Origin of the sequence: Butyrivibrio sp. M55 (assembly GCF_900116865.1) — a bacterium.
In the GTDB taxonomy this organism is placed as follows: domain Bacteria; phylum Bacillota; class Clostridia; order Lachnospirales; family Lachnospiraceae; genus Butyrivibrio.
Map to the genome: position 1 here is coordinate 257,701 of NZ_FPCD01000004.1, position 21,319 is coordinate 279,019.

16 protein-coding genes are annotated in these 21,319 nt (G+C 39.9%); all 16 read left to right on the forward strand.

Annotation, left to right across the window (positions count from 1 at the left end):
* Nucleotides 1–21: 21 nt before the first annotated feature.
* The 16 genes from BM398_RS17390 to BM398_RS07215 all read left to right on the forward strand — a co-directional run bounded on the left by BM398_RS17390 (nt 22) and on the right by BM398_RS07215 (nt 20,619).
* Nucleotides 22–1,464, forward strand: a complete 1,443-nt coding sequence (locus BM398_RS17390; RefSeq protein WP_242949776.1) for a WecB/TagA/CpsF family glycosyltransferase — start codon at nt 22–24, stop codon at nt 1,462–1,464.
* Between the two features lie 95 nt (nt 1,465–1,559).
* Entirely contained in the window at nt 1,560–3,014 is a 1,455-nt protein-coding gene (locus BM398_RS07145) for a sugar transferase (RefSeq protein ID WP_242949777.1), read from the forward strand.
* A 10-nt stretch (nt 3,015–3,024) separates the two neighbouring features.
* On the forward strand, nt 3,025–4,116 hold the full coding sequence (locus BM398_RS07150) for a GDP-mannose 4,6-dehydratase (RefSeq protein ID WP_092337050.1): 1,092 nt from the start codon (nt 3,025–3,027) through the stop codon (nt 4,114–4,116).
* A 15-nt stretch (nt 4,117–4,131) separates the two neighbouring features.
* On the forward strand, nt 4,132–5,700 hold the full coding sequence (locus BM398_RS07155) for a DUF6056 family protein (RefSeq protein ID WP_092337051.1): 1,569 nt from the start codon (nt 4,132–4,134) through the stop codon (nt 5,698–5,700).
* Between the two features lies 1 nt (nt 5,701).
* Complete coding sequence (locus BM398_RS07160; protein ID WP_026655823.1) at nt 5,702–6,121, forward strand: sugar 3,4-ketoisomerase; 420 nt, start codon at nt 5,702–5,704, stop codon at nt 6,119–6,121.
* Between the two features lie 8 nt (nt 6,122–6,129).
* Nucleotides 6,130–7,074, forward strand: a complete 945-nt coding sequence (locus BM398_RS07165) for a glycosyltransferase family 2 protein (RefSeq protein ID WP_092337052.1) — start codon at nt 6,130–6,132, stop codon at nt 7,072–7,074.
* A 252-nt stretch (nt 7,075–7,326) separates the two neighbouring features.
* Entirely contained in the window at nt 7,327–8,463 is a 1,137-nt protein-coding gene (locus BM398_RS07170) for a DegT/DnrJ/EryC1/StrS family aminotransferase (protein WP_092337053.1), read from the forward strand.
* A gap of 15 nt (nt 8,464–8,478) precedes the next feature.
* A complete protein-coding gene (locus tag BM398_RS07175) occupies nt 8,479–9,723 on the forward strand; it encodes a hypothetical protein (protein WP_092337054.1) in 1,245 nt (414 codons plus the stop codon).
* Entirely contained in the window at nt 9,704–11,254 is a 1,551-nt protein-coding gene (locus tag BM398_RS07180; protein WP_092337055.1) for a glycosyltransferase family 39 protein, read from the forward strand. Before BM398_RS07175 ends, BM398_RS07180 begins: the two co-directional genes overlap by 20 nt.
* On the forward strand, nt 11,229–12,854 hold the full coding sequence (locus tag BM398_RS07185; RefSeq protein WP_092337056.1) for a hypothetical protein: 1,626 nt from the start codon (nt 11,229–11,231) through the stop codon (nt 12,852–12,854). Before BM398_RS07180 ends, BM398_RS07185 begins: the two co-directional genes overlap by 26 nt.
* Nucleotides 12,855–12,881: 27 nt before the next feature.
* Nucleotides 12,882–13,901, forward strand: a complete 1,020-nt coding sequence (locus BM398_RS07190) for a radical SAM/SPASM domain-containing protein (protein ID WP_026655815.1) — start codon at nt 12,882–12,884, stop codon at nt 13,899–13,901.
* 28 nt (nt 13,902–13,929) lie between these two features.
* Entirely contained in the window at nt 13,930–15,747 is a 1,818-nt protein-coding gene (locus BM398_RS07195; RefSeq protein WP_092337057.1) for a DUF6044 family protein, read from the forward strand.
* Between the two features lie 120 nt (nt 15,748–15,867).
* Nucleotides 15,868–17,025: a hypothetical protein gene (locus BM398_RS07200; protein ID WP_092337058.1), complete on the forward strand. Its 1,158-nt coding sequence runs from the start codon at nt 15,868–15,870 to the stop codon at nt 17,023–17,025.
* Nucleotides 17,026–17,060: 35 nt separating this feature from the next.
* Complete coding sequence (locus tag BM398_RS07205; RefSeq protein WP_092337059.1) at nt 17,061–18,002, forward strand: glycosyltransferase family 2 protein; 942 nt, start codon at nt 17,061–17,063, stop codon at nt 18,000–18,002.
* A 14-nt stretch (nt 18,003–18,016) separates the two neighbouring features.
* Nucleotides 18,017–19,255 carry a lipopolysaccharide biosynthesis protein gene (locus BM398_RS07210; RefSeq protein ID WP_092337060.1) on the forward strand — a complete coding sequence of 413 codons (1,239 nt, stop codon included), beginning with the start codon at nt 18,017–18,019 and terminating at the stop codon, nt 19,253–19,255.
* A 164-nt stretch (nt 19,256–19,419) separates the two neighbouring features.
* Nucleotides 19,420–20,619 carry an SGNH/GDSL hydrolase family protein gene (locus BM398_RS07215; RefSeq protein ID WP_092337061.1) on the forward strand — a complete coding sequence of 400 codons (1,200 nt, stop codon included), beginning with the start codon at nt 19,420–19,422 and terminating at the stop codon, nt 20,617–20,619.
* Nucleotides 20,620–21,319 lie beyond the last annotated feature (700 nt).

Below are 21,319 nucleotides of genomic sequence, written 5' to 3' on the forward strand. Positions count from 1 at the left end.
ACGCTAGGAGATCAACAAAAAATGAATAATTATAAAAAACAGAGATTTCCTGTAAAAAGAATATTTATAATTGATGAGCTGGCGCTTGTTTTTACAATGGCTACTGAACTGATCATAAAATTTGGTGCTGCAATAATGGTGTGGGATAATTCCTATACGATATTGTATTTTTCAATTACAGTCACTGCATGTGTAATTCAGGTAATTGTATTTTTGCTTTACGATTGTAGAAGAAAACACATTTTTTTAATGGATCCGTTTGAAAACTTTATGATGGTAGTCAAGGGGAAGTTTATTGTATATGCTTTTTCTTTGATGTATCTATATGCTATTCAGCGTGGTGGTGCTTCATCAAGAACTGTAATGGGCTTGTTCTTTCCTATAAGTATTCTATATTCGTATGTTTTCAGAATGCTTTACAGGAAGAAAAATAAGGACAAGTTTCTTTCTATGGGAGATAACAAGACGTACAAGGTGCTACTTCCTGTTACGAATATTGCTGATATAATTGAAAAGTTTTATATATCAGGTTGTGATGATATGCTTCTTATAGGTGCGAACGATCATCAGGCATCGGCAAAAGAACTGTTGGAGGAAACGGAGAAACGTGGAATACGTACATATCTTACTCTTGGAGCAAATGGGTATAATGTCAGATCCGGAATTGTGACAGATATTGAGAACTACGCGGCAATACCTGCGGCTGTTCGCAGCGAACGTTTTGATGTCTTTGGCATAAAATATGCGGTTGCAAGAACGGAAGAAGCGGTATTTCATGTTCTTAAGCATTTAAAAGAGTTATCAGGAAAATATATTTGTTTTTCTAATGTGCATACTTCTGTTATGGGAAGAGAGAATCCTGAGTATAGAGATGTACTTAATAATTCGGCTTTTATTTTTGCTGATGGAAGTCCTATAGCAAAGCTTCAGCAAAAGGAAGGGTATATAGGTGCTGAGAGAGTTGCGGGACCTGACTTTATGGAGCACATGTTTAGAAACACAACTGATGGAAAGGTAGCACACTTTTTCTACGGATCTTCGGAAGAAACTATTGAGAAACTTCGAAAAAATCTTCTTGATAAATATCCCGGTATAAATATTGTTGGAATGTATTCGCCTCCGTTCAGACCTCTTTCTGAAGAAGAAGATGCTGCGGATGTTGAGATGATAAATTCGTCGGGTGCCGATATAGTATGGATCGGACTTGGAGCACCCAAGCAGGAAAAATGGATGCTTGCCCATAAAGATAAGATTAATGGTGTTATGATGGGCGTTGGAGCCGGTTTTGATTTCCATGGCGGAACAATTAAAAGAGCGCCCGAATGGATCAGAAAGATAGGACTTGAGTGGTTATACAGATTATTTCAAGATCCTGAACGATTATTTAAGCGTTACTATGTCACAAATACAAAGTTTTTATGTTATCTGATATGTGATTTTATAAGGAAAAACAGAAAGATATAGAACTGTAGAATGACTATCCGTAAATCATGATATAATGGTTCAGTATGAGTAATAAAAATAAAACATTTCAAACGTACATGCTTTGGCTGATAGATATGGCATGTATCATAATTTCATATGCATTTGCCACATGGCTTAGATACAGTGATTATATGTTACATGTATTTTGGAGCAGATTCCCAAATATAGAGGGGTACGGAGATGAGACAGAACATCGTCTTGTATGTGTTGTCTTTCTCCTGTTTTGTGTTGTCTATTCTTTTCTTGCTGACTGGAACAGGGATTTTGCAGTAAGAGGATATATCAGGGAGTTCTTTTCCATTGTAAGATTTATAACTGTAATGTTGGTGGCATCTTCTGTTGTTATATTCTTATTTAACTGGGGAAAGAGTGTATCGAGACTTTTTGTTGTCATATTTGTATTTTTGGATATTCTTCTGACTTATTTTTCGCGAATAATATTCAAGGATGCTTTTAGGAAATATATTTCAAGCGATAATAATGCAGTTCGTGTGGTAGTCGTAGCCGAGAGAAATCTTATGGAAGATACTATCCGCAAATTGATCGGTAATGCCGGCAATCTTGGTTATAAGATCGTAAGAGCTTATGCAGCGGATGCAAAAGAGAAAAGCACGGGCGGTATAAGTAAAGAGAGTTCAGATACGCAGAAAACATCAAGTGAGCCGTGGTACATAGACGGTATACATGTCCATGACGGAATAAACAATCTGACATCGCGTCTTATAACGGATCCTTTCGATGAAGTATTTATAAATACTCCCAATATTCCTCAAAAAGATATGAAAGATATCATTCAGGGATTTGAGGAGATGGGAATCACGACTCACTATAATCTGGAGCTTCCCGGATTTGGCAAGGCAAATACGCAGTTTGATGATTTCTTGGATTACTCGGTTCTTACTTATTCGATGAACAGAACAAGTTATAAGCGTCTCTTTATAAAGAGAGGACTTGATATACTCGGCGGAATCGTAGGACTTATCATCACAGGCATTGTGACACTTTTCCTTGCACCTGCGATAATGATCGATTCAAAGGGACCTGTTTTTTTTTCCCAGACAAGAATAGGAAAGAACGGAAGGCGTTTCAAAATATACAAGTTCAGATCGATGTATATAGATGCCGAGGAGCGCAAGAAGGAACTTGAAGATAAGAACGAGATGAGCGGACTTATGTTCAAGATGAAGGACGACCCCAGAATTACCAAGGTGGGTGCCTTTATCAGAAAGACAAGCCTTGATGAGCTTCCGCAGTTCCTTAATATCTTAAAGGGTGAGATGAGTCTTGTGGGAACAAGACCGCCAACGGAAGAAGAGTTCAAGAATTATAACGAGCATTACAGAAGAAGGCTTTCCATGACTCCGGGTCTTACTGGACTTTGGCAGATAAGCGGAAGAAGTGATATCACTGACTTCGATGAAGTGGTTAAGCTTGATCTTGAGTATATTGATAATTGGAGCCTTACTGAGGATATCAGGATAATTTTGAAGACTGTTTATGTCGTGCTCTTTGGAAGAGGAGCCGAATAAGAGGTTAAAAATGTTAGCAAGTAATATAGATCTTAGCGGAAAAAGAGTTTTTGTAACGGGAGCAGCCGGTTTTATCGGATCGAATCTCGTGCTTGAACTTATAAGAAAATATAAAGATACAGGTATTTCTATTCTTGGAATAGACAATATGAACGATTACTACGATGTAGGGATCAAAGAGGACAGACTTAAGGAAATTGATAAACTTACAGGAGGGGATTCTAAGCTTTTTACACTTGTAAGAGGCAGTATTTCCGACAGAAGTGTTATCGATAAGATTTTTAAAGAGTTTAAACCTGAAGTTGTCGTAAATCTTGCGGCTCAGGCGGGTGTCAGATATTCGATTGAAAATCCCGATGCGTATATAGATTCCAATATTATCGGATTTTACAATATTCTTGAAGCATGCAGACATTCTTACGATGAGGATGTAGCTGACGATTCATATAAGGGCGTTCTTCATCTTGTATATGCTTCAAGTTCAAGCGTTTACGGAAGCAACAAGAAGATTCCTTACAGTGTGGAAGATCAGGTTGATAATCCGGTATCTCTTTATGCTGCGACAAAGAAATCAAATGAGCTTCTTGCGCACGCTTATTCAAAGCTGTACGGTATTCCTTCAACCGGACTTAGATTCTTTACGGTTTACGGACCTGCCGGAAGACCGGACATGGCTTATTTTGGATTTACCAACAAGCTTGTTAAGGGCGAGACCATCAAGATCTTTAACTTTGGTAATTGTAAAAGAGATTTCACGTTTGTTGACGATATTGTTGAAGGTATCGTGAATGTTATGAAGAAGTCTCCCGATGAGAATGAAAACGGTGTGAAGTATAAAGTTTATAACATTGGAAACAACGATCCCGTCAATCTTTTGGACTTCGTCGATATTCTTCAAAAAGAACTTATATCTGCCGGAGTTCTTCCAAGTGATTATGATTTCGAGGCACACAAAGAGCTTGTACCTATGCAGCCCGGTGACGTCGAGATCACTTATGCCGATGTGACGGCTCTTGAAAATGATTTTGGATTTAAGCCTTCTACTTCGCTTACAGACGGACTAAGAAAATTCGCAAAGTGGTATAAAGAATATTACGGTTAAGGATAAACAATACTTATGTTTAGTTACAAACTTCCTTTTTTGAAAAAAGAAATAACGATAAAAGAACTAAGCGTTTTTTTTACGGCTTTGTATGTGATCGGAATAGTTCCGATGCTGATCATGGGCCTTTTTGATTATCCAAGCGCCGATGATTTTTCGATGATGCTTCAGCCGCATCAAAAGTTTGTTCAGACCGGAAATATTTTTGCTGTTATATGGGCTGCAGTGGAGAAGGCAGTAGATCTTACTCTTCATTATGAGGGATATTTCTTTTCTAGCTTTTTGACTGCATTGGGACCCAATGCGTACGGAGCGCAGTTTTATTTTCTTGTTCCGTTTATAGTCCTTGGAATGCTTACGTTTGGTATTTGTTATTTTTTCAATGCTCTTTTCGTTAAAGTTTTTAAGGCTGATAAGTATCTTTCGAATACCGTTGCGATGATAACGCTGATCATGATGACTCAGTTTATAAGTGTGTCAGCGGTCAGAGCCGAAGCATTTTATTGGTACTGCGGTGCTGTAAATTACACTTTTACTTTCGCAATGGCATTTTTCTGGTTGGGACTTTTGATCGGATGCGTGTACGAAGATAATGACAAAAAGAAAAAGCAGAGATTCGTATGGGCGTGCATCTGGGGATTTTGTCTGGGCGGAGCTAATTACATGACATCTCTCGAACTTGCTATATGCTCGTTCTTACTGATAGTTATCAGAGTTTTGTCAAAGAAGAATATTGTTACTTTGTATGACGCTGATGAAAAGATGATGGGTAGATTTAAGTTGTTGATCGTTCCGGCTGTTTTTAATCTTGTCGGATTTATGTGCTCTTGCTTTGCTCCCGGCAATAAGAACAGAGAGGCTGAAATAACAGCGCATTACGGTGCGGTTAAATCGGTGCTTTTATCGCTATATTCTACTTTTGATGTTATTATAGATAAAATGATGAGATGGGAAACTATAGTGTTCCTGCTTATTCTTGTTCCGATTTTTTGGAAAATGGGACAGAACATAAAATACAGATTCAGACATCCGTTTGTATTTACGGTTTTTGCTTACGGAATGATTTCGGCAAATCTTACGGCACCATTGTACGGGGTCGGAAATTTTGATTCGGGAAGAATGCGTGGTCTTGCATGGATGGATTTTGTGGCTTTCGCGGTTCTTACGATTTTTTATGTGACATTGTGGGCAAAACAGTACCTTGAGGGAAATAAAGGACTTAAGATCGGTGATGCAGGTGACAGATTTTCGAATGCATCTTCATCATTGATTTTGACTTTGCTTGCTCTTTTGGCTTTTGGCTCGGCACTTTGTGTTATTCCGAGTCCGCATTATTATTCGGTAACGTCATGTATTTATGAACTTGCAAATGGTAATGCTGCGCGATATGCGGCTGAAAATAAAGAACGATTCAGAATATTAAATGATGCATCTGTGGATGCCCCGGTATTGAAAGAGTATACAGCTAAACCGGAGATATTATTTTTTGCAGATATAGATGAACCCGGTAAAGGCAATTATTGGATAAATGAAAAAATGGCAGAGTATTACAACAAGAAAGAGATAATACTTGAGAGGAAATAATATGAGAAGTGACTTTGACGAGAACTATAAAGTTCTTGAATTTAAAGAGTTTGGAGACGAGAAGGGAAATCTTGTGGTTGCTGAAGGATCGGGATTTGACATTCCTTTTGACATCAGAAGGGTTTTCTATATATACGGATCTGAGAGGGATATCAAGAGAGGCAATCACGCCAACAGATATACAAGGTTTGTGCTTATAAATGTAAGCGGAAGCAGTAAGGTTCTTATCGATGACGGCAAGAAGAGAGAAGTTGTGGCTCTCGATAAGCCCAGAATGGGACTTTATCTCGGACCTATGGTGTGGAAGGAAATGTATGATTTTTCACCCGATTCGGTTCTTCTTTGCCTTGCAAGCGAACATTACATCGAGAGCGAGTACATTCGTGACTACGATGAATTTATAAAAGAAATTAATGGGTAAAAGATATTATGAGTAAACTTTCTATTGTTATTCCTGTTTATTACAACTCGGATACACTGGAGCTTTTATATGACGACCTCAAGGAAAAAGTTCTCGGTAAGCTTGAAGAATATGAGATAGTTTTTGTTGACGACGGATCGGGCGACAATTCCTGGGAAATCATAAACAAGATTGCCGCTATGGATAAAAACGTTGTAGCTACCAAGCTTTCAAGAAACTTTGGTGAGCACGCGGCGCTTCTTGCGGGACTTTCCGTATGTACAGGTGACTGCGCCGTTACCAAGCAGGCCGATCTTCAGGAAGATTCAACACTTATCCTTGAGATGTACGAGAGCTGGAAACGCGGCAATAAGGTGGTTCTGGCTATCAGAGGCTCAAGAGATGAGAATGCCGTTAAGAAGTTTTTTGCCGGCTGCTATTACTGGCTTGTAAGAAAGACTATAAATAAAGACATGCCTCAGGGCGGATGCGACTGCTATCTTGTAGACAGACAGGTAATCAAGGTACTTGAGATGATGGATGAAAAGAATTCATCTCTTACACTTCAGGTTATGTGGGTAGGTTTTAAGACAGAAAAAATCTACTTCCACAGAAAAGACAGAGAAGTCGGAAAATCCCGCTGGACTCTCGGAAAGAAAATCAAGCTCGTTGTGGATTCAATGATGAGCTTCTCCTATTTCCCAATCAGATGCATGGCGACGATAGGATCGGTTTTTGCATTATTATCGCTTGTGGGTATTATATTAACAATAAAAGAGAAACTTACAACAGGAACTCCAATCCTTGGATATGCATCTCTTATGAGCGTTGTTCTTTTCGGATTCGGACTCATTTTTATCATGCTTTCAATGCTCGGCGAATATATATGGCGTGCACTTGAGGAATCACGTAAGCGTCCTCCTTTCATTATCGATGAAGTAAAACGTTCACAAGATGATAAGGATGTTAAATAACTTATAGCTTGAATAATTAAGTATAAGTGAAATGAGAGTTACTAAGTGAATATGTTGAAACCATATCTATGTAAATATTTGCACGAGTTGATGATTTCCAAGATGAAATATCAGAAAAAAGTCGAATGTTTTGAATGACCATGAAATGAGACTTTTTTTCTGATATGAATCTATGGAAATCACAACGAGGAAACATTTACATAGATATGGTTTCAACATTGGAACTCAGTAACAGAAAGGCGCCACCAACGTATGGAAAAAATCATGCAGGGCCGTATGGACCGCGGATATTTCAGATATCAGAAAGAATATGAGGAGAAGGCTCTCGAGGTACTTCGCTCGGGATGGTACATCCTTGGAAAAGAAGTTGAGAAGTTCGAGGAAGAGTTTGCTTCTTATGTAGGAACGAAGCATTCGGTCGGAGTTGCAAACGGACTTGATGCTCTTTGGCTTGCTTTCAGAGTACTTGGAATCGGCAAGGGCGATGAAGTCATTGTTCAGGGCAACACCTACATCGCAAGCGTAATGGGAATAACCATAAATGACGCGACACCTGTATTTGTTGAGCCTGATGAATACTATCAAATAGATGCAGATAAGATTGAAGAGAAGATAACGGACAAGACTAAGGCAATCCTTGTTGTCCACCTCTACGGTCATGCCGCAAACATGGATAAGATCTGTGCTGTCTGCAAGAAACACAATCTTAAGCTCGTCGAAGACTGTGCACAGTCTCACGGAGCAAAATATAACGGCAAGATGACGGGAGCGTTTGGTGACATCGGATGTTTCTCTTTTTACCCGTCCAAAAACATGGGAGCTTACGGAGATGCAGGCGCTATAACTACTGACGATCCGGAGCTTGCAAGACTTGTTAAGATATACAGAAACTACGGAAGTGAGAAGCGCTACTATAACATGGTGGTCGGTGCAAATTCAAGGCTTGATGAGCTTCAGGCAGGACTTCTTAGGGTTAAGCTTACTCACATGGATGAGATAACAAAAGAGAGAGAAGAGCTTGCGAACTACTACACGGCAGGAATTGACAATAAAAAGGTGATAAAGCCGTCTGTTGCGAATAATGCAACCTGTGTATGGCATCAGTTTGTACTTAGAGTTCCGACGGAAGGTGCCGGAGAAAACGGTAAGGAAGCATCTTCGGAGCGCGACAGATTAAGACAATATCTTGAAGATAACGGCATCATGACTTTGATCCATTATCCGATCCCGCCTCACATGGCACAGGCGTATGAATATCTGGGTGTGCCCGCGGGAAGTCTTCCAATCACTGAGCGCTTTGCTTCGGAGGTAATATCTCTTCCGATGTACACGGGACTTACAAGAGATGAGCAGGACAGAGTTATAGCCTGCGTGAATTCTTTTAAATGACGGAGAATAATATACATGAAGAAAGAACTTGCATTGGACAAACTCATAAGAAACCTTATAGATAAGTATTTATTCGAGATAGCTATCGGATTACTTATTCTTATTTCTGTATTCATAAGGTTTAAACTTGCGCCCAATACAGAGCTTTCTCCGGACTATAATTTTTATTATAAAGAATGGGTTGAGTTCTACAGACAAAACGGAATCATCAAGGGACTTTCAAACGCTCCCGGGGATTACTATGTTCCGTTTAACGTGATCTATGCACTGTCTTCGCTTTTTCCTTGCGAAGCATGGGTGCCGCTCAGCATCGTTCCAGCAATATGTGAATTTATATCAGCGTTTTTTATCTACAAGATTTTTTATCTTCTTACGGAAAAAAAGCGCTGCTCTGTTTTTATCGGTGTTATGACGCTTTACCTGCCTTTCGTTATTTTTGACGGAGCACTTTGGAAGCAGGTTGATGCGGTATATACATGCTTTTTGATGATCGCGATGTACAAGCTTTTAAAGCAGCAATACAGGACTTCAATGATCTGGTACTCTGTTGCTTTTGCGTTTAAGCTTCAGGCGATACTTTTCCTTCCTCTTTACCTGATAATTTACATTACAGGCGGATTTAACGGTGCTGAGAATGAGGGAAAAGAGCTTTCTAAAAAGACGGCTTTCAGTATTCTTGAGTTTCTGTGGATTCCGTTTGTCTATCTTGTTGCCGGACTTCCGGAAGTTCTTGCAAAGCACGGACTAAGAGCAACTTATTTTGCTTATCTGGAACAGACGGGGGAGCTTGATTCGGAAGGATACGGAATGGTGTCTTATTGCCCCAATATTTATAACTGGGGGTTCGACGATCATTACAAGCTTCTTTCGACGGCGGCTGTGATGGTACTTGCTGCTGTGCTTGTTGTTATCGCGTTTTTTTGTTACAGATTCAGGGAAAAGATAGACAGAAATCTTGTTCTTTACCTTGCGATATGGACATCCTGGACTTGCGTGATCCTTCTTCCTGGAATGCATGAGAGATATGATTATGCGATGCTTATCCTTCTTACTCCTTTTGCGATGATGGTGAGAAAGAAGATAATGCTTTTTATGATAGTTGCAAATATATGCTCGTTGATAGTTTACGGCATTACGCTGTTTGGGGCGGAAATAATTGATATTGCTTTCATTTCGGTATTTTATGTCGCTTCATATTTGTTTGTTACCGCTGATATCATTGGTCTTTTGAACGGAGGTAATGAGAAAAGTGAAGCTTAAAAAAGCTTTTAATATGGCAATTTGCGCATGTCTTCTTCTCGGTGCGGTGCTGATCCTTGGGTGCAGTTTTTTTACAACAATTTATTACAAGATGCATCAGGAGAATGATAAGCTGTACTTTAAAATGGAAAATATCCCGCTTCTTGTTATATCTGTCGGGCTTAGTCTGTTTATCTTTTACATTCTCAAGAAAAAAGAGATTTTTGCAAAGAACAAAAAGCTTGTGGTAATAGGGCTTGTGTTCTGCGTTTTGTATTGCCTGACGCTGATCTTTTCGATAAGACCGATGCCGGTCAATGATTCTGATATGCTGGATATGTACATAAACAGCTTTGTAAGAGGTGATTATTCGCAGCTTACGGAAAAAGGCGGCTATCTTTATACCTGGCCTTTCCAGCTGGGATATGTCTTTTTCGGCGAGTTTATGACTAAGGTTTTTGGCTCCGGAAATTATCTTGCGTGGGATATTGCGCAGCTGATATCGATTCTTTTTACAATGTATTTTCTGGATAAAATATGCATGGAGTGTTTTGAAGATGCGGAAATATGCGGCATTATGTCGCTTTTATCTATGGGAGCATTGTTTTTTTACAATTATGTGACTTATATTTACGGCGATATTCTCAGCATGGGACCGCAGACGTTGGCGCTGTATCTGATGATCAGGTACATGAAGACCGGAGAGCAGAGATACGGGCTTGGATCGGGCTTGGCCATTGCTATCGGTGTCATGTTGAAAACCAATTGTGAAATTACTGTAATTGCGCTTATAATGATACTGTTTATTAATGGTATCGGATCCAAAGATGATGATGTAAAAGTTAAGCTAAAAAACAGAGTGATCATAGCAATATGTATGCTGATTTTTGTGTTCGGCCAAAAGGCGTATATAAACAATCACTACACGAAGGTTACGGGACTTGAGGAAATACCCAAAGGTAATCCTTCCGTGGCACATATAGCAATGGGACTTCAGGAAGACGGAGGCCTGGAACCCGGGTGGTTTAATGGTTATAATTATGCCGTTTTTGGAGAAAATAATTACGATACGGAACTTACGAAGAAAGCGGCTATCGCAAATATCAAAGAGAGGATCGATCTTTTTGCACATCATCCATTTTATGCCGCAAGATTTTTTACAAGGAAATATATAACCCAGTGGGCCGATCCTGTTTGCATATCAACGCAAAATCTTGATTATGTAAGCAGACACCATGAAATATCGGCGCTGGGAAATAGTATTGTATTTGGATTTGGAAGTACTGTTTTAGCTTGGATTATGAATGTTTTTATGACGCTCTGTTATTTGGGCGTAGTGGTATATCTTATAGAAGTTCTGAGGAAAAGGCATGTTTCGGATTACGAGATGCTGATGTTACTGTTAATCTTTGGTGGAATGGTTTTCCACGAATTTTGGGAAGGGTCCTCACGCTATGCAATGAGATATTACATTTATCAGCTTCCTTTTGCTGCGTGCGGATTAAAGGTGCTACTTGGACTTATTCATGAACATAAACTCAAAAAAATATGATACTCCCGATGAAAGGAGAGACGGGCTGTTTTCATTTGTCTGGTGCCTTATAACAGGTGCGGTGATAATGACAATATGCTCAAGATCTTCTTTCCTGTACGCATTTAATATATGGGATGATTCTAACAGTTATTTTACTGTCGGAAAGAGTATGCTGAGCGGTATGGTGCCGTACAGGGATCTTTTCGATCAGAAGGGAATCTTTCAGTACAGTATATATATGTTGGCTTCTCTTATCTCTAGAACAACGTTTCTGGGTGTGTACATAATTGAGATATTGGCATGTACAATGGCTCTCAAAGCGGCATTCAGGATTATGCAGGTGTACTTAAGATCTGTTTCCATGCCATACATCCTAACGCCGGTTGTGGGAATGATCGTATATACATCAAGATGCTTTTACTGGGGCGGAAGTGCTGAGGAGTTTCTTTTCCCGTTTATCATGTGGGAAATGTATATTTCGATAAGGCACTTTAAAGAGAACTATCCGGAACCCATGAGATACAAAAGAGTTCTTGTTGGCGGAATTCTTGCGGGATGCGTTTTTCATATCAAGTTCAATTCACTGGGATTTTTCTTTGCATGGATGGCGATGGTATTCTTTGCGGATATCATAGGGGCTAAGGCTGTAAAAAAAGCTTTTGTCAGCTGCGTTGTATTTCTTGGCGGAATGGCGATCACATTTATACCGGGACTTGTATATTTCGGAATGAATAATGCAATCGTCGACTGGGGACGTGTGTACATCTACGAAAATGTTTTCGGGTATTCGAAAAAACTGTCTTTTGTCGAGAGAATGGCCGTTATCTACGATAAGATGACCGATCATATTTACGATAATAAATTAGTGTATTTGACTATTTTTATCGGTGCGTTATACTTTACTGTGGCTCTTGTATTTTCTTTTATTCCTGAAGATAAATACAAGCTTATAAAAAGAGATATAGTTGTAATTCCGCTTAAAGTCGTGGAATATGTCAATATAGCAATGCTTTTGGGATTCCTTACGCTGATCATTTTCATCGGAGGAGTCAGCATAACATATTATCCGTTCCCGATAAACGGATTTACGGTGTTTGGAGTTACCGTGATAGGTTATTTGCTCGAAGGATTGTACCTTAAGCTAAATCGTGACGGCTTCAAGGACGAACTTACCAAGCTTACAAGTGCGGTTATGATATTGATGCTGCTTGTAGCGGGAATTACTGCGTATAATATCTCACCAAATGTTTCGTATATGAAAATTGCGAAAAATGACCTTTGGCTCTATCATTTCCGTGATCATGTGCTTTCAAGCGGAATAGAGAATCCGAAGATCATAAATGAGAACGGCTTTGATGCGGGACTTTACACCGTGACAGATACATTGCCCGTATGCTATTACTTCCAGACACAGACTGTGAACGCAGAGCATATGGAAAAAGTTCTTGAGGAACAAAAAAGATTCACTCATGAAAAAATTGTTGATTTTGTGATATCTGTCAATAAGCCTGCGGAGGGTGTTGATGATTACGACCTTGTTCTGCAGGAAGACTTCATCGATCCATGGGATCCGAATCAGACCGCTACATACTATTTGTATCAGAAAAAGGCTGAGTGATCGGCTGAGTGGTAAGGAGATTTTTTAATGCCTATAAGAGTAAACAGTTTCATGGGAAAATTTGGCTGGTTTGCAAGAAAACATTTTCCTATGCTTGCAAGTAACGCATACCTTAAATTACAGTTTTTTACAAGAAGTAAGTCTCAGAAGGCTTATTGTGATTACTTCCTTAATTCCAAGGAAGTTCCGATGCCCAATGTGGTAAATATCGAGACTATAAACAGATGTAATTCCACATGTGCATTCTGTACAGCTAATGTTCATGCGGAGTGCAGACCTCTTGCAAAGATTGACGACGATGTTTATAAGAATATCATCGATCAGCTTGCAGACTGGGGATATAAGGGACATCTTACACTTTACGGAAATAATGAGCCCCTTCTTGATACCAAGATTGTTGAGAGACACAAGTATGCGAGGGAGAAACTTCCGGACAGCTTTATTTTCATGTCTACCAACGGACTTATTCTTACAATCGATAAGGTAAAAGAGGTTGCTCCATATATCAATCAGCTTATCATCAACAACTATTCGATGGAGATGAAGCTTCATAAGAATATTCAGGAACTCTATGATTATGTAAAGGCTCATCCCGATGAGTTTAAGGACCTTGATATCCAGATTCAGATGAGATATCTTCAGGAAGTTCTTACAAACAGAGCGGGAAGTGCGCCCAATAAGAAGGCAACCGAGAAGGTTATTAAGGAGACTTGTCTTCTTCCTTTCACAGATATGTGGATCATGCCCAACGGCAAGATGGGACTTTGCTGCTGCGATAACTTTGAGACTACCGATTTTGGCGATCTTACCAAGATGAGTCTTAAGGAAGCATGGGGAAGTCCTCAGTTCCAGGCAGTAAGAAAGAAGATTGCAGAGGGAAGACAGAACTATCCGTTCTGTAAGCACTGTGACTTTATTGATGCGGGCTTCCGTATGCAGATTGTCAATGCAATTTTAAGAGGTGACCAGGACGCTGCAAACAAGCTCGGCGGTCATGAGAGAATGAAGATTGGCAATAAGAATAACGAGGATGACAACATTAAATGATCGTCGGCGTTGAGGGGAATTTGACAAAATGAAACTCTTGAAAAGGCGTTTTGTTATATTTGCAGTTCTTTTGTTTATTCTGATTATTTCAGTATTTTATTGTGCCATTGGTGAGAACAGCTATATAGGGGTTCATGACAACATGGACCTCTTTATCGCTCAGTTTGCGATGCTGAGAAACACCGGCACTTTTTTTTCGCACGGAGTCAGCGCACCTTTTCTTGGCGGAGTGTCAAGAGATGTGCTTCCGGGTGAAGCTTCTTTGTATACAGTTCTGTATATGATCTTTTCACCGTTTACGGCTTATATAGTTGGATATGTATTAAAGCTTGGCATTGCTGTCTTTTCCTGCGTGCTGTTATTTGTTGATTGCACGATTCTTTCGGGTGAAAAAATAGATTCATTCTTTGAGCGTGCAAGATTTTGCCTTAAGGAAGAATACGCGTCGGAATTAAATCTTGCTGTCGGTGCGGGATTTCTGTACGGAGTCTTAAATCTTTTTCCGGCGTTTGGGATTTCTTTTGCCTCAATCCCGCTTATAGTCTATCTTCTCAGAAGAATATATTTGACGGAGAAAAGTGACGATCCAAAGAGGGTTCGGAAAATGGCAGAGTATGTTGTGCTTATTTTCTGTTATCCGTTTGTTTCGTATTTTTCATACTTTGGATTCTTTATTCTGGGATATCTTTTCATAGGAATCATATGGATGTGGATTCGGGACAAAAAGCCGAGCTTTGGGCTTATCGCGGGGCTTGTGGCGCTTTCGGTGGGATTCGTCGTCTTCGAATACAGATTATTCGGAATGATGCTCTTTTCCGATGTTATTACTATAAGGGATACGATGGTGCAGAGCTTTGTTCCGGCATCTGAGGTGCCCGGGCTTATCCTTGATGTGTTTGTAAACGGCATGATGCATGCGGAGGATTGTCACAAGTATTTCGTAATGCCTGTGTGTCTTTTATATCTGATCTTTTTGAACGGAAGATTTGTTTATAAAAAGAATTTCAGGGGAATATTTACGGATGTATATAATCTTTGTGCGTTGATCCTTGTATTTAATGCGGTTGTTTACGGTATTTATTTTATCAGGGAAGTTAACGATGTTTTTGCGACAGTGGTTCCGCCTTTAAAAGGATTTCAGTTTAACAGGACGGTCTTTTTCAGCCCGTTTATCTGGTGCGCAATGCTGTTTATTATCGCATACAGAATGAGCAAGAAAGAAATTCTTAAGGGCGTTTTGTCATATGTGGTTATTGCGATGGCGGTGGTGATCGTCATCATTACGCCGACAAGATACAATGATCTTAGGGGCACGCTTTATCATGTAGTAAAAGAAAATATCCAGGGAAATAAGCTCGATGATCTCAATTATAGAGAGTTCTATTCAGAGGAACTTTTTTCGGATGTGAAAAAGGGGATTGGCTACAAAGAAGGTGAATGGAGTGTTGCCTACGGAATGCATCCGGCAATCCTTGAATATAACGGAATTGCAACGCTTGACGGCTATCTGGGTTTTTATCCTCAGAGCTATAAAGAAGAATTTAGAAAAGTAATCGCGCCGGCACTTTCAAAAAATCCAAGCTCCGCAGCATACTTCGATGAATGGGGAGCAAGATGTTATCTCTATTCCGGAACCGATGCGACGATAGTAATGGCGACAAAGAGTATGTACGGTGTTACCGATAACAATATTTATATTGATGCGGGAGAACTTAAGAAACTTGGGTGCAAATATCTTTTTTCACGAATTGATATAGCCAATGCGCGTGAAGAAGGACTTACGCCAATCGGTGAATACAGCGGATACAATTCTCCTTACAATATCTATGTTTACGGATTAGAGTGAGGATTGGTTCGAAACAAAGGAAATGCTGAATAATGATGTGAATTATGTTATAATGCTATGGATTTATTAATTGTTAAGTGGTTTACCTTTTGGGTGTTTTGACAAAGGGAGATTTATACAATGTCAAAAAAAATAGAATTTGTTGCAGCATTATGCATGACAATCGGTCTTATGAGCGGTTGCACTTCTTATAGTGAGGGATCATCTGCCGCTATCGAAGGATTCTCGGATGGAGCATCTGTGGGCTCCTCAGAAGTGGCATCAAATGAAGCATCGGATGCTTCTGTTAAAGCATCGACGGCGTCGTCATTAGAAGCGTCGACATCTGCATCAACAGGAAATTCAATTGATGCGTCAAAAGAAAAATCGTCAGCATCAGCATCTACGGCATCATCAAAGTTATCTTCGGATGATGTTACTTCAAAAATCAGTGATGTAAGTAAGGATGTGAAGAAAGGCTCGGAAAGCAGCGCGGCGGCAAGTAGCGCATCAACAGGTTCGTCGGTGAGCAAGTCTGCAAGTGACAGCGCTTCTAAAGGAAAGTCTGCGGACGATAAAGCAAAAGATACGTCAAAGGATAAGACAAAAGATAAGTCGGATGATAAAAAGACTGATGATAAGAAAGCCGATGATAAATCAAATGTAAAGAAGAAATCCAAGAATGGAATAATAATTCCCGAGATTGAAGACGGAGTTACCAAGATCGGTGACAGAGGAGTAGAAGTAACTTTCGAATGGGAACCTGATGAGAACATAGACAGGTATGAAATATCTGTCGAAGGAAAGCCTCATGAAAGCACAGCATATTCTCATATTGAGGATGTGTATTCGGATGAGCCCACTTATACATACAAAGATAAGATCAATTATGACATCAGGATCAAAGTAAGGGCATATAAAGGCGATGCAAAGAAAGCCATTTGCGGAGATTGGAGTGAATTTGCTCTCGGAAATACCTGCGAAGATGCTCTTACAGCTCCAAAAGTAAAAGACGGAGTTACCCGCAAAGGCGCGACCGGCACGGAAGTTTATTTTGCCTGGGAGCCTGTTGATGGTGCCGAGCACTATGAAGTGGTAGTTGAACACAAAAAAAGTGCAGAGTCCGAGTATGATATAAAGGAAGTTACATATACTAACGCACCTAACTATACATATACTGCGCAGGGTGACTATGATGTCAGAATAACGGTTAAGGCGCAGACAAATGCCTGGATAAATGGCAAAAAGAAAACCTTTAACAGCCAGGTGAGCTCCTATGCAAAAGGAAAGACATACTAAGATTACTTTATAATGATTACTTGAAGAGGATATTTATGGATAAGATTGCAGTACTGATACCTTGTTACAATGAGGAAAAGACTATAGCGAAGGTTATAAGAGATGCCAAAGCGGCACTTCCCGAGGCGGTTATTTATGTATATAACAATAATTCGAAAGACCGCACTGCAGAAATTGCAGCAGCTGAAGGCGCTGTTGTGCGCAATGAATTTATGCAGGGAAAAGGTAATGTTATAAGACGTATGTTCCGCGAGATCGATGCTCTTGTATATGTGATGGTTGATGGAGACGATACATATCCCATGGATTCGGCTCCCGAGATGGTTGACCTTGTTCTTAATCATAATTCTGATATGGTAGTCGGAGACAGACTTTCATCAACATATTATCAGGAGAACAAAAGACCTTTCCATAACTTTGGAAATAATCTCGTAAGAGGAAGTATCAACAAGCTGTTCGGATGCAATATCAGAGATATCATGACAGGTTTCAGAGCTTTCAGCTATGAGTTTGTAAAGACATTCCCCGTTCTTTCAAAGGGATTTGAGATAGAGACAGAGATGACTATTCATGCTGTTTACAACAACATGCAGATTGACAATGTCGTTATCGAATACAGAGACAGACCCGAAGGATCTGAGAGTAAGCTCAATACTTATGAAGACGGTATGAAAGTTCTTAAGACCATTGCAAAGCTTTACAGAAACTACAAGCCTTTTGGGTTCTTCCTTATAATTTCGGCAGTGCTTGCACTTATTGCGGTATTCTTCTTTGTGCCTATCCTCACAGAGTATTGGCGCACCGGCCTTGTGCCCAGATTCCCTACATTGATAGTTTGCTGCTTTATCATGCTTTCTGCGGTTCAGAGCTTTTTTGCGGGAGTTATACTGTCAACACTTGCGGTAAATAACAGACGTGAGTTTGAAATGCAGCTCAACATGCTTCAGCGTCACAAAGAAACAGACATGATGAAATAAGGATTAGCGGTCAAATGGAAGATAGTAATAAAAAAAATAAGTCGGGGCTTGTAAAAAAAGCCTCCAAAGACTTTATATTCAGTGTTCTTGCACTGGTCATCTATAACGGTGTTCTGCAGCTTCTTGTTTATTCCAAGATTGAAAAAAGCATTGGAAGGAGCGGATTTGACACCGTTCTTTATTTAATTTCCATTATTTCTGTAATGGGTGCGGGATTTGGAACTGCAGCCAGTTATTCGAGAATGATGGCAAAAAAAGACAGAGAGGAAACAAACGGAGATTACAATGTATTTCTTTTGATGATCGCCGTTCTTTCTATTCCGGTTACTTTCGGAGCCATTTATCTGGCGGAGGGAATATCGCTAAAACTCTTTGTTCCCGTACTTGTTCTCATGATAGTTACGGTTTTCAGGTACTATTCGGATGTTCAGTACAGGATGAACATAAGATTTAAAGAATATTTCTTTTTCTTCTTATCTGTATCTGTGGGATATGTGCTGGGACTTATGTTGTACCCGGTTACCAAGAACTGGGTTCTCGTGATGTTCCTCGGAGAGATTTTCGGTATCATTTTTACTGTTGCGACCGGAAAAATATTTAGGGCGCCGTTTTTTAATTTGTCGGGTGCGTTTAAAGAGAATATGAAGTCTGCATGGTACATAGCCATGGGAAACGTGCTGGCAAATCTGATACTTAATTCAGACAGGATTCTCTTAAAGCATTTTGCCGAGTCAGGTCAGGTTACAGATTTTTATACCGCCAGCCTTATCGGTAAGATTGTAGCAATGCTCACGACTCCGCTAAATGGTGTAGTCATAAGCTATCTTACAAATTATAAGATTAAGATGAATAAAAAGATATTTGCCACGATCGGATCGGCTTTTTTGGCACTTACGTTCCTCGGAGCGCTTGTGTGTAGCGGCTTTTCAATGATATATGTAAAGCTGTTTTTTACTCCCGATGTATATGATGGGGCTTCGAAATTTTTCTTTTTGGCAAACCTCGGACAGCTCCTTTATTTTATCTCGGGTTCATTGATGGTCGTGCTTCTTGCGTTTACGGAAGAAAAACTTCAGTTTATTATCAATCTCATTTATGGAATTGTTTTCGTGACCATAGTGATCCCGGTTACGTATAAGTGGGGAATGGTAGGATTTGCCTATGGTCTCGTTGCGGTGAACATCGTGAGATTCGTTACTGTAATAATACTTGGAGTTGTAAAACTCGGAAAAAAGAAAGAGACGGAACAGTAATAGTTATTGCCAATATTGCGCACATGCGTTATCGAGTGAAAGGTAACTTCTTAAGACTTTCTTAAGATTGATTGTAGATTTCATTAATTTTTGTACTCCTGTCGAAATGTTTTGACAGATTGGTGTTAAAATAGGGCTTGGTGAAGTATCAGCGAGGAGGAAAAATGAAGAAGAGAAAAATAATTAGTTTTATTGTGGGTGTAACAACAGTAGCTATGCTGACTTGCGGATGTACTGCAATTGATAAAAATGCAGACACTGCACTGGAATTTATAAATGACGATCTTGCCGCTAGTATGAGCGGTAAAAGTGATCAGGCTTCAGAGGCCGGAACATTGGTTTTGGCAAAAGATATTTATCAGCCGACACTTGAAGAAGCTGAGGCTTCAGAGTCTGCTTCGGTTGAAGAAACTAAAGTGGAAGAAGAGCAGCCGCAGGAAGGCGATGATAAAGTAGTCATGGTATTTATCGGCGACAGCCAGATTGAGAACGGAAGAGACAGCAGTAACGATATTGCTTCTCTTGTATCTGAAAGAGTTCCCAATTCTGTTGCATATAATCTTGGAATCGGCGGAACAACAGCTGCGCTTGAACATTCAACATCTGATACATCTTTGTCTAAGTGGGATTCTATTTCGTTTAACGGAATAACCTACGGTCTTGCAGGAAAGATTGACAGAGACAGAGTTTTTCAGAATTATCCCGAAGTTCTGGATAATATGAATAGTATTAATCCTGAGAAGGTTGATTATTATTTTATAGAGTATGGTGCAAACGACTTCTTTGATAAGATGCCGCTTGATAAAACACAGTTTGAAGGCAATCCGCTTCATTCATATTATGAAGCACTTGAGGAAGGTGTAAAAACTCTCCAGGAGATAAGCCCTAATGCAAGAATTATTCTTATGACTCCTTTCTATGGAATTTATAAGGATTCACAGGGTAAGTTCCTTGGTGACTCTTACGTAGTAAGTTACGGAATTGATACTCTTGCAAATTATGCAAGAAAAGCACTTAACGTAGCAGAGGATCTCGATGTTATCGATTTTGATGCGATGAACGATGATAAGAAGTGCGATCTCTATCTTGATACCGCAGAAGAGTATCTTTTGGACGGAACTCACCTTACATTGAAGGGAAGACAGGTATTTTCAAGGCTTCTTGCTCACATTCCGAATTACTATGAGGAAAATGAGCCATTCGCATACCTTGAAAATGACATTATAAAGATTGGACAATTCGATCCCGATGAGTATTTCATGATCTCAGATGACAAGCTCAAGGACGATTATCCCGAGGCCTATGAGAAGCTCAAGGCCGGAGCATATCCACTCGCCAGAGAGCACGGCGCAGGAGCTGAGTGACGCCGAGGGATATTGTAAACGGACGACCTATATAGCTATTTATCACAGCCTGCAGCGACGGTATCAGTTTTGAAATGCTTGTGTTCGGCTGCGCAGTGATTTTCATAATTTCATAAAACCCGAAAATGCCTCCTTTCGACGTTGCTCAGGGAAGTCGGCATTTTCGGGTTTTATTTAATTTGAAAATTATCTTGCTCGTCCGAGAACTGCACATTTCAAAACTGAACCCGTAGCTGCAGGCTGTGATAAATAGCCATATAGGTCTGTTTTTTTACTATATGCCGCACGGCACATACTTAGGTGAATGTTTGCGCTATAGATTCTATAAATATTGTAATTGATATGCAGGGGATATTGTGATAAAATGTTAATACTTTGTTAATGTAACGTATACCAAGTGTGGTGAACAGTGGGGCTATTTGCCACTGTGTAGTTCCATAAGTCAGGTTTTCACAGTATTTATGTGAGTTGTAACATTCAAGAGCTTAAGCGGTCGGGAATCTTTATTCTGCTCTCGCTCCGTCTGTCTGAGCCCATTTATGGGCGAGTTTAGGAGCGAAGAATAAAGATTACCGATTGCTTATGCCTTGAATGTCAACGAACATAACCCCTGTGCAAACCTGACTTATGGAACGCATATCGCCAATAACCCCAATGCCGCGTGGGGAGTAGCGTGGAGTGCTATCTTGAAGAATGTTAT

Coding starts and splice junctions, on each gene's coding strand:
- BM398_RS07210 (WP_092337060.1), top strand. CDS start 18,017: ATGGAAGATAGTAATAAAAAAAATAAGTCGGGGCTTGTAAAAAAAGCC.
- BM398_RS07190 (WP_026655815.1), top strand. CDS start 12,882: ATGCCTATAAGAGTAAACAGTTTCATGGGAAAATTTGGCTGGTTTGCA.
- BM398_RS07145 (WP_242949777.1), top strand. CDS start 1,560: ATGGCATGTATCATAATTTCATATGCATTTGCCACATGGCTTAGATAC.
- BM398_RS07205 (WP_092337059.1), top strand. CDS start 17,061: ATGGATAAGATTGCAGTACTGATACCTTGTTACAATGAGGAAAAGACT.
- BM398_RS07215 (WP_092337061.1), top strand. CDS start 19,420: ATGAAGAAGAGAAAAATAATTAGTTTTATTGTGGGTGTAACAACAGTA.
- BM398_RS07185 (WP_092337056.1), top strand. CDS start 11,229: ATGAACATAAACTCAAAAAAATATGATACTCCCGATGAAAGGAGAGAC.
- BM398_RS07160 (WP_026655823.1), top strand. CDS start 5,702: ATGAGAAGTGACTTTGACGAGAACTATAAAGTTCTTGAATTTAAAGAG.
- BM398_RS07195 (WP_092337057.1), top strand. CDS start 13,930: ATGAAACTCTTGAAAAGGCGTTTTGTTATATTTGCAGTTCTTTTGTTT.
- BM398_RS17390 (WP_242949776.1), top strand. CDS start 22: ATGAATAATTATAAAAAACAGAGATTTCCTGTAAAAAGAATATTTATA.
- BM398_RS07170 (WP_092337053.1), top strand. CDS start 7,327: ATGGAAAAAATCATGCAGGGCCGTATGGACCGCGGATATTTCAGATAT.
- BM398_RS07180 (WP_092337055.1), top strand. CDS start 9,704: ATGAGAAAAGTGAAGCTTAAAAAAGCTTTTAATATGGCAATTTGCGCA.
- BM398_RS07165 (WP_092337052.1), top strand. CDS start 6,130: ATGAGTAAACTTTCTATTGTTATTCCTGTTTATTACAACTCGGATACA.
- BM398_RS07155 (WP_092337051.1), top strand. CDS start 4,132: ATGTTTAGTTACAAACTTCCTTTTTTGAAAAAAGAAATAACGATAAAA.
- BM398_RS07200 (WP_092337058.1), top strand. CDS start 15,868: ATGTCAAAAAAAATAGAATTTGTTGCAGCATTATGCATGACAATCGGT.
- BM398_RS07150 (WP_092337050.1), top strand. CDS start 3,025: ATGTTAGCAAGTAATATAGATCTTAGCGGAAAAAGAGTTTTTGTAACG.
- BM398_RS07175 (WP_092337054.1), top strand. CDS start 8,479: ATGAAGAAAGAACTTGCATTGGACAAACTCATAAGAAACCTTATAGAT.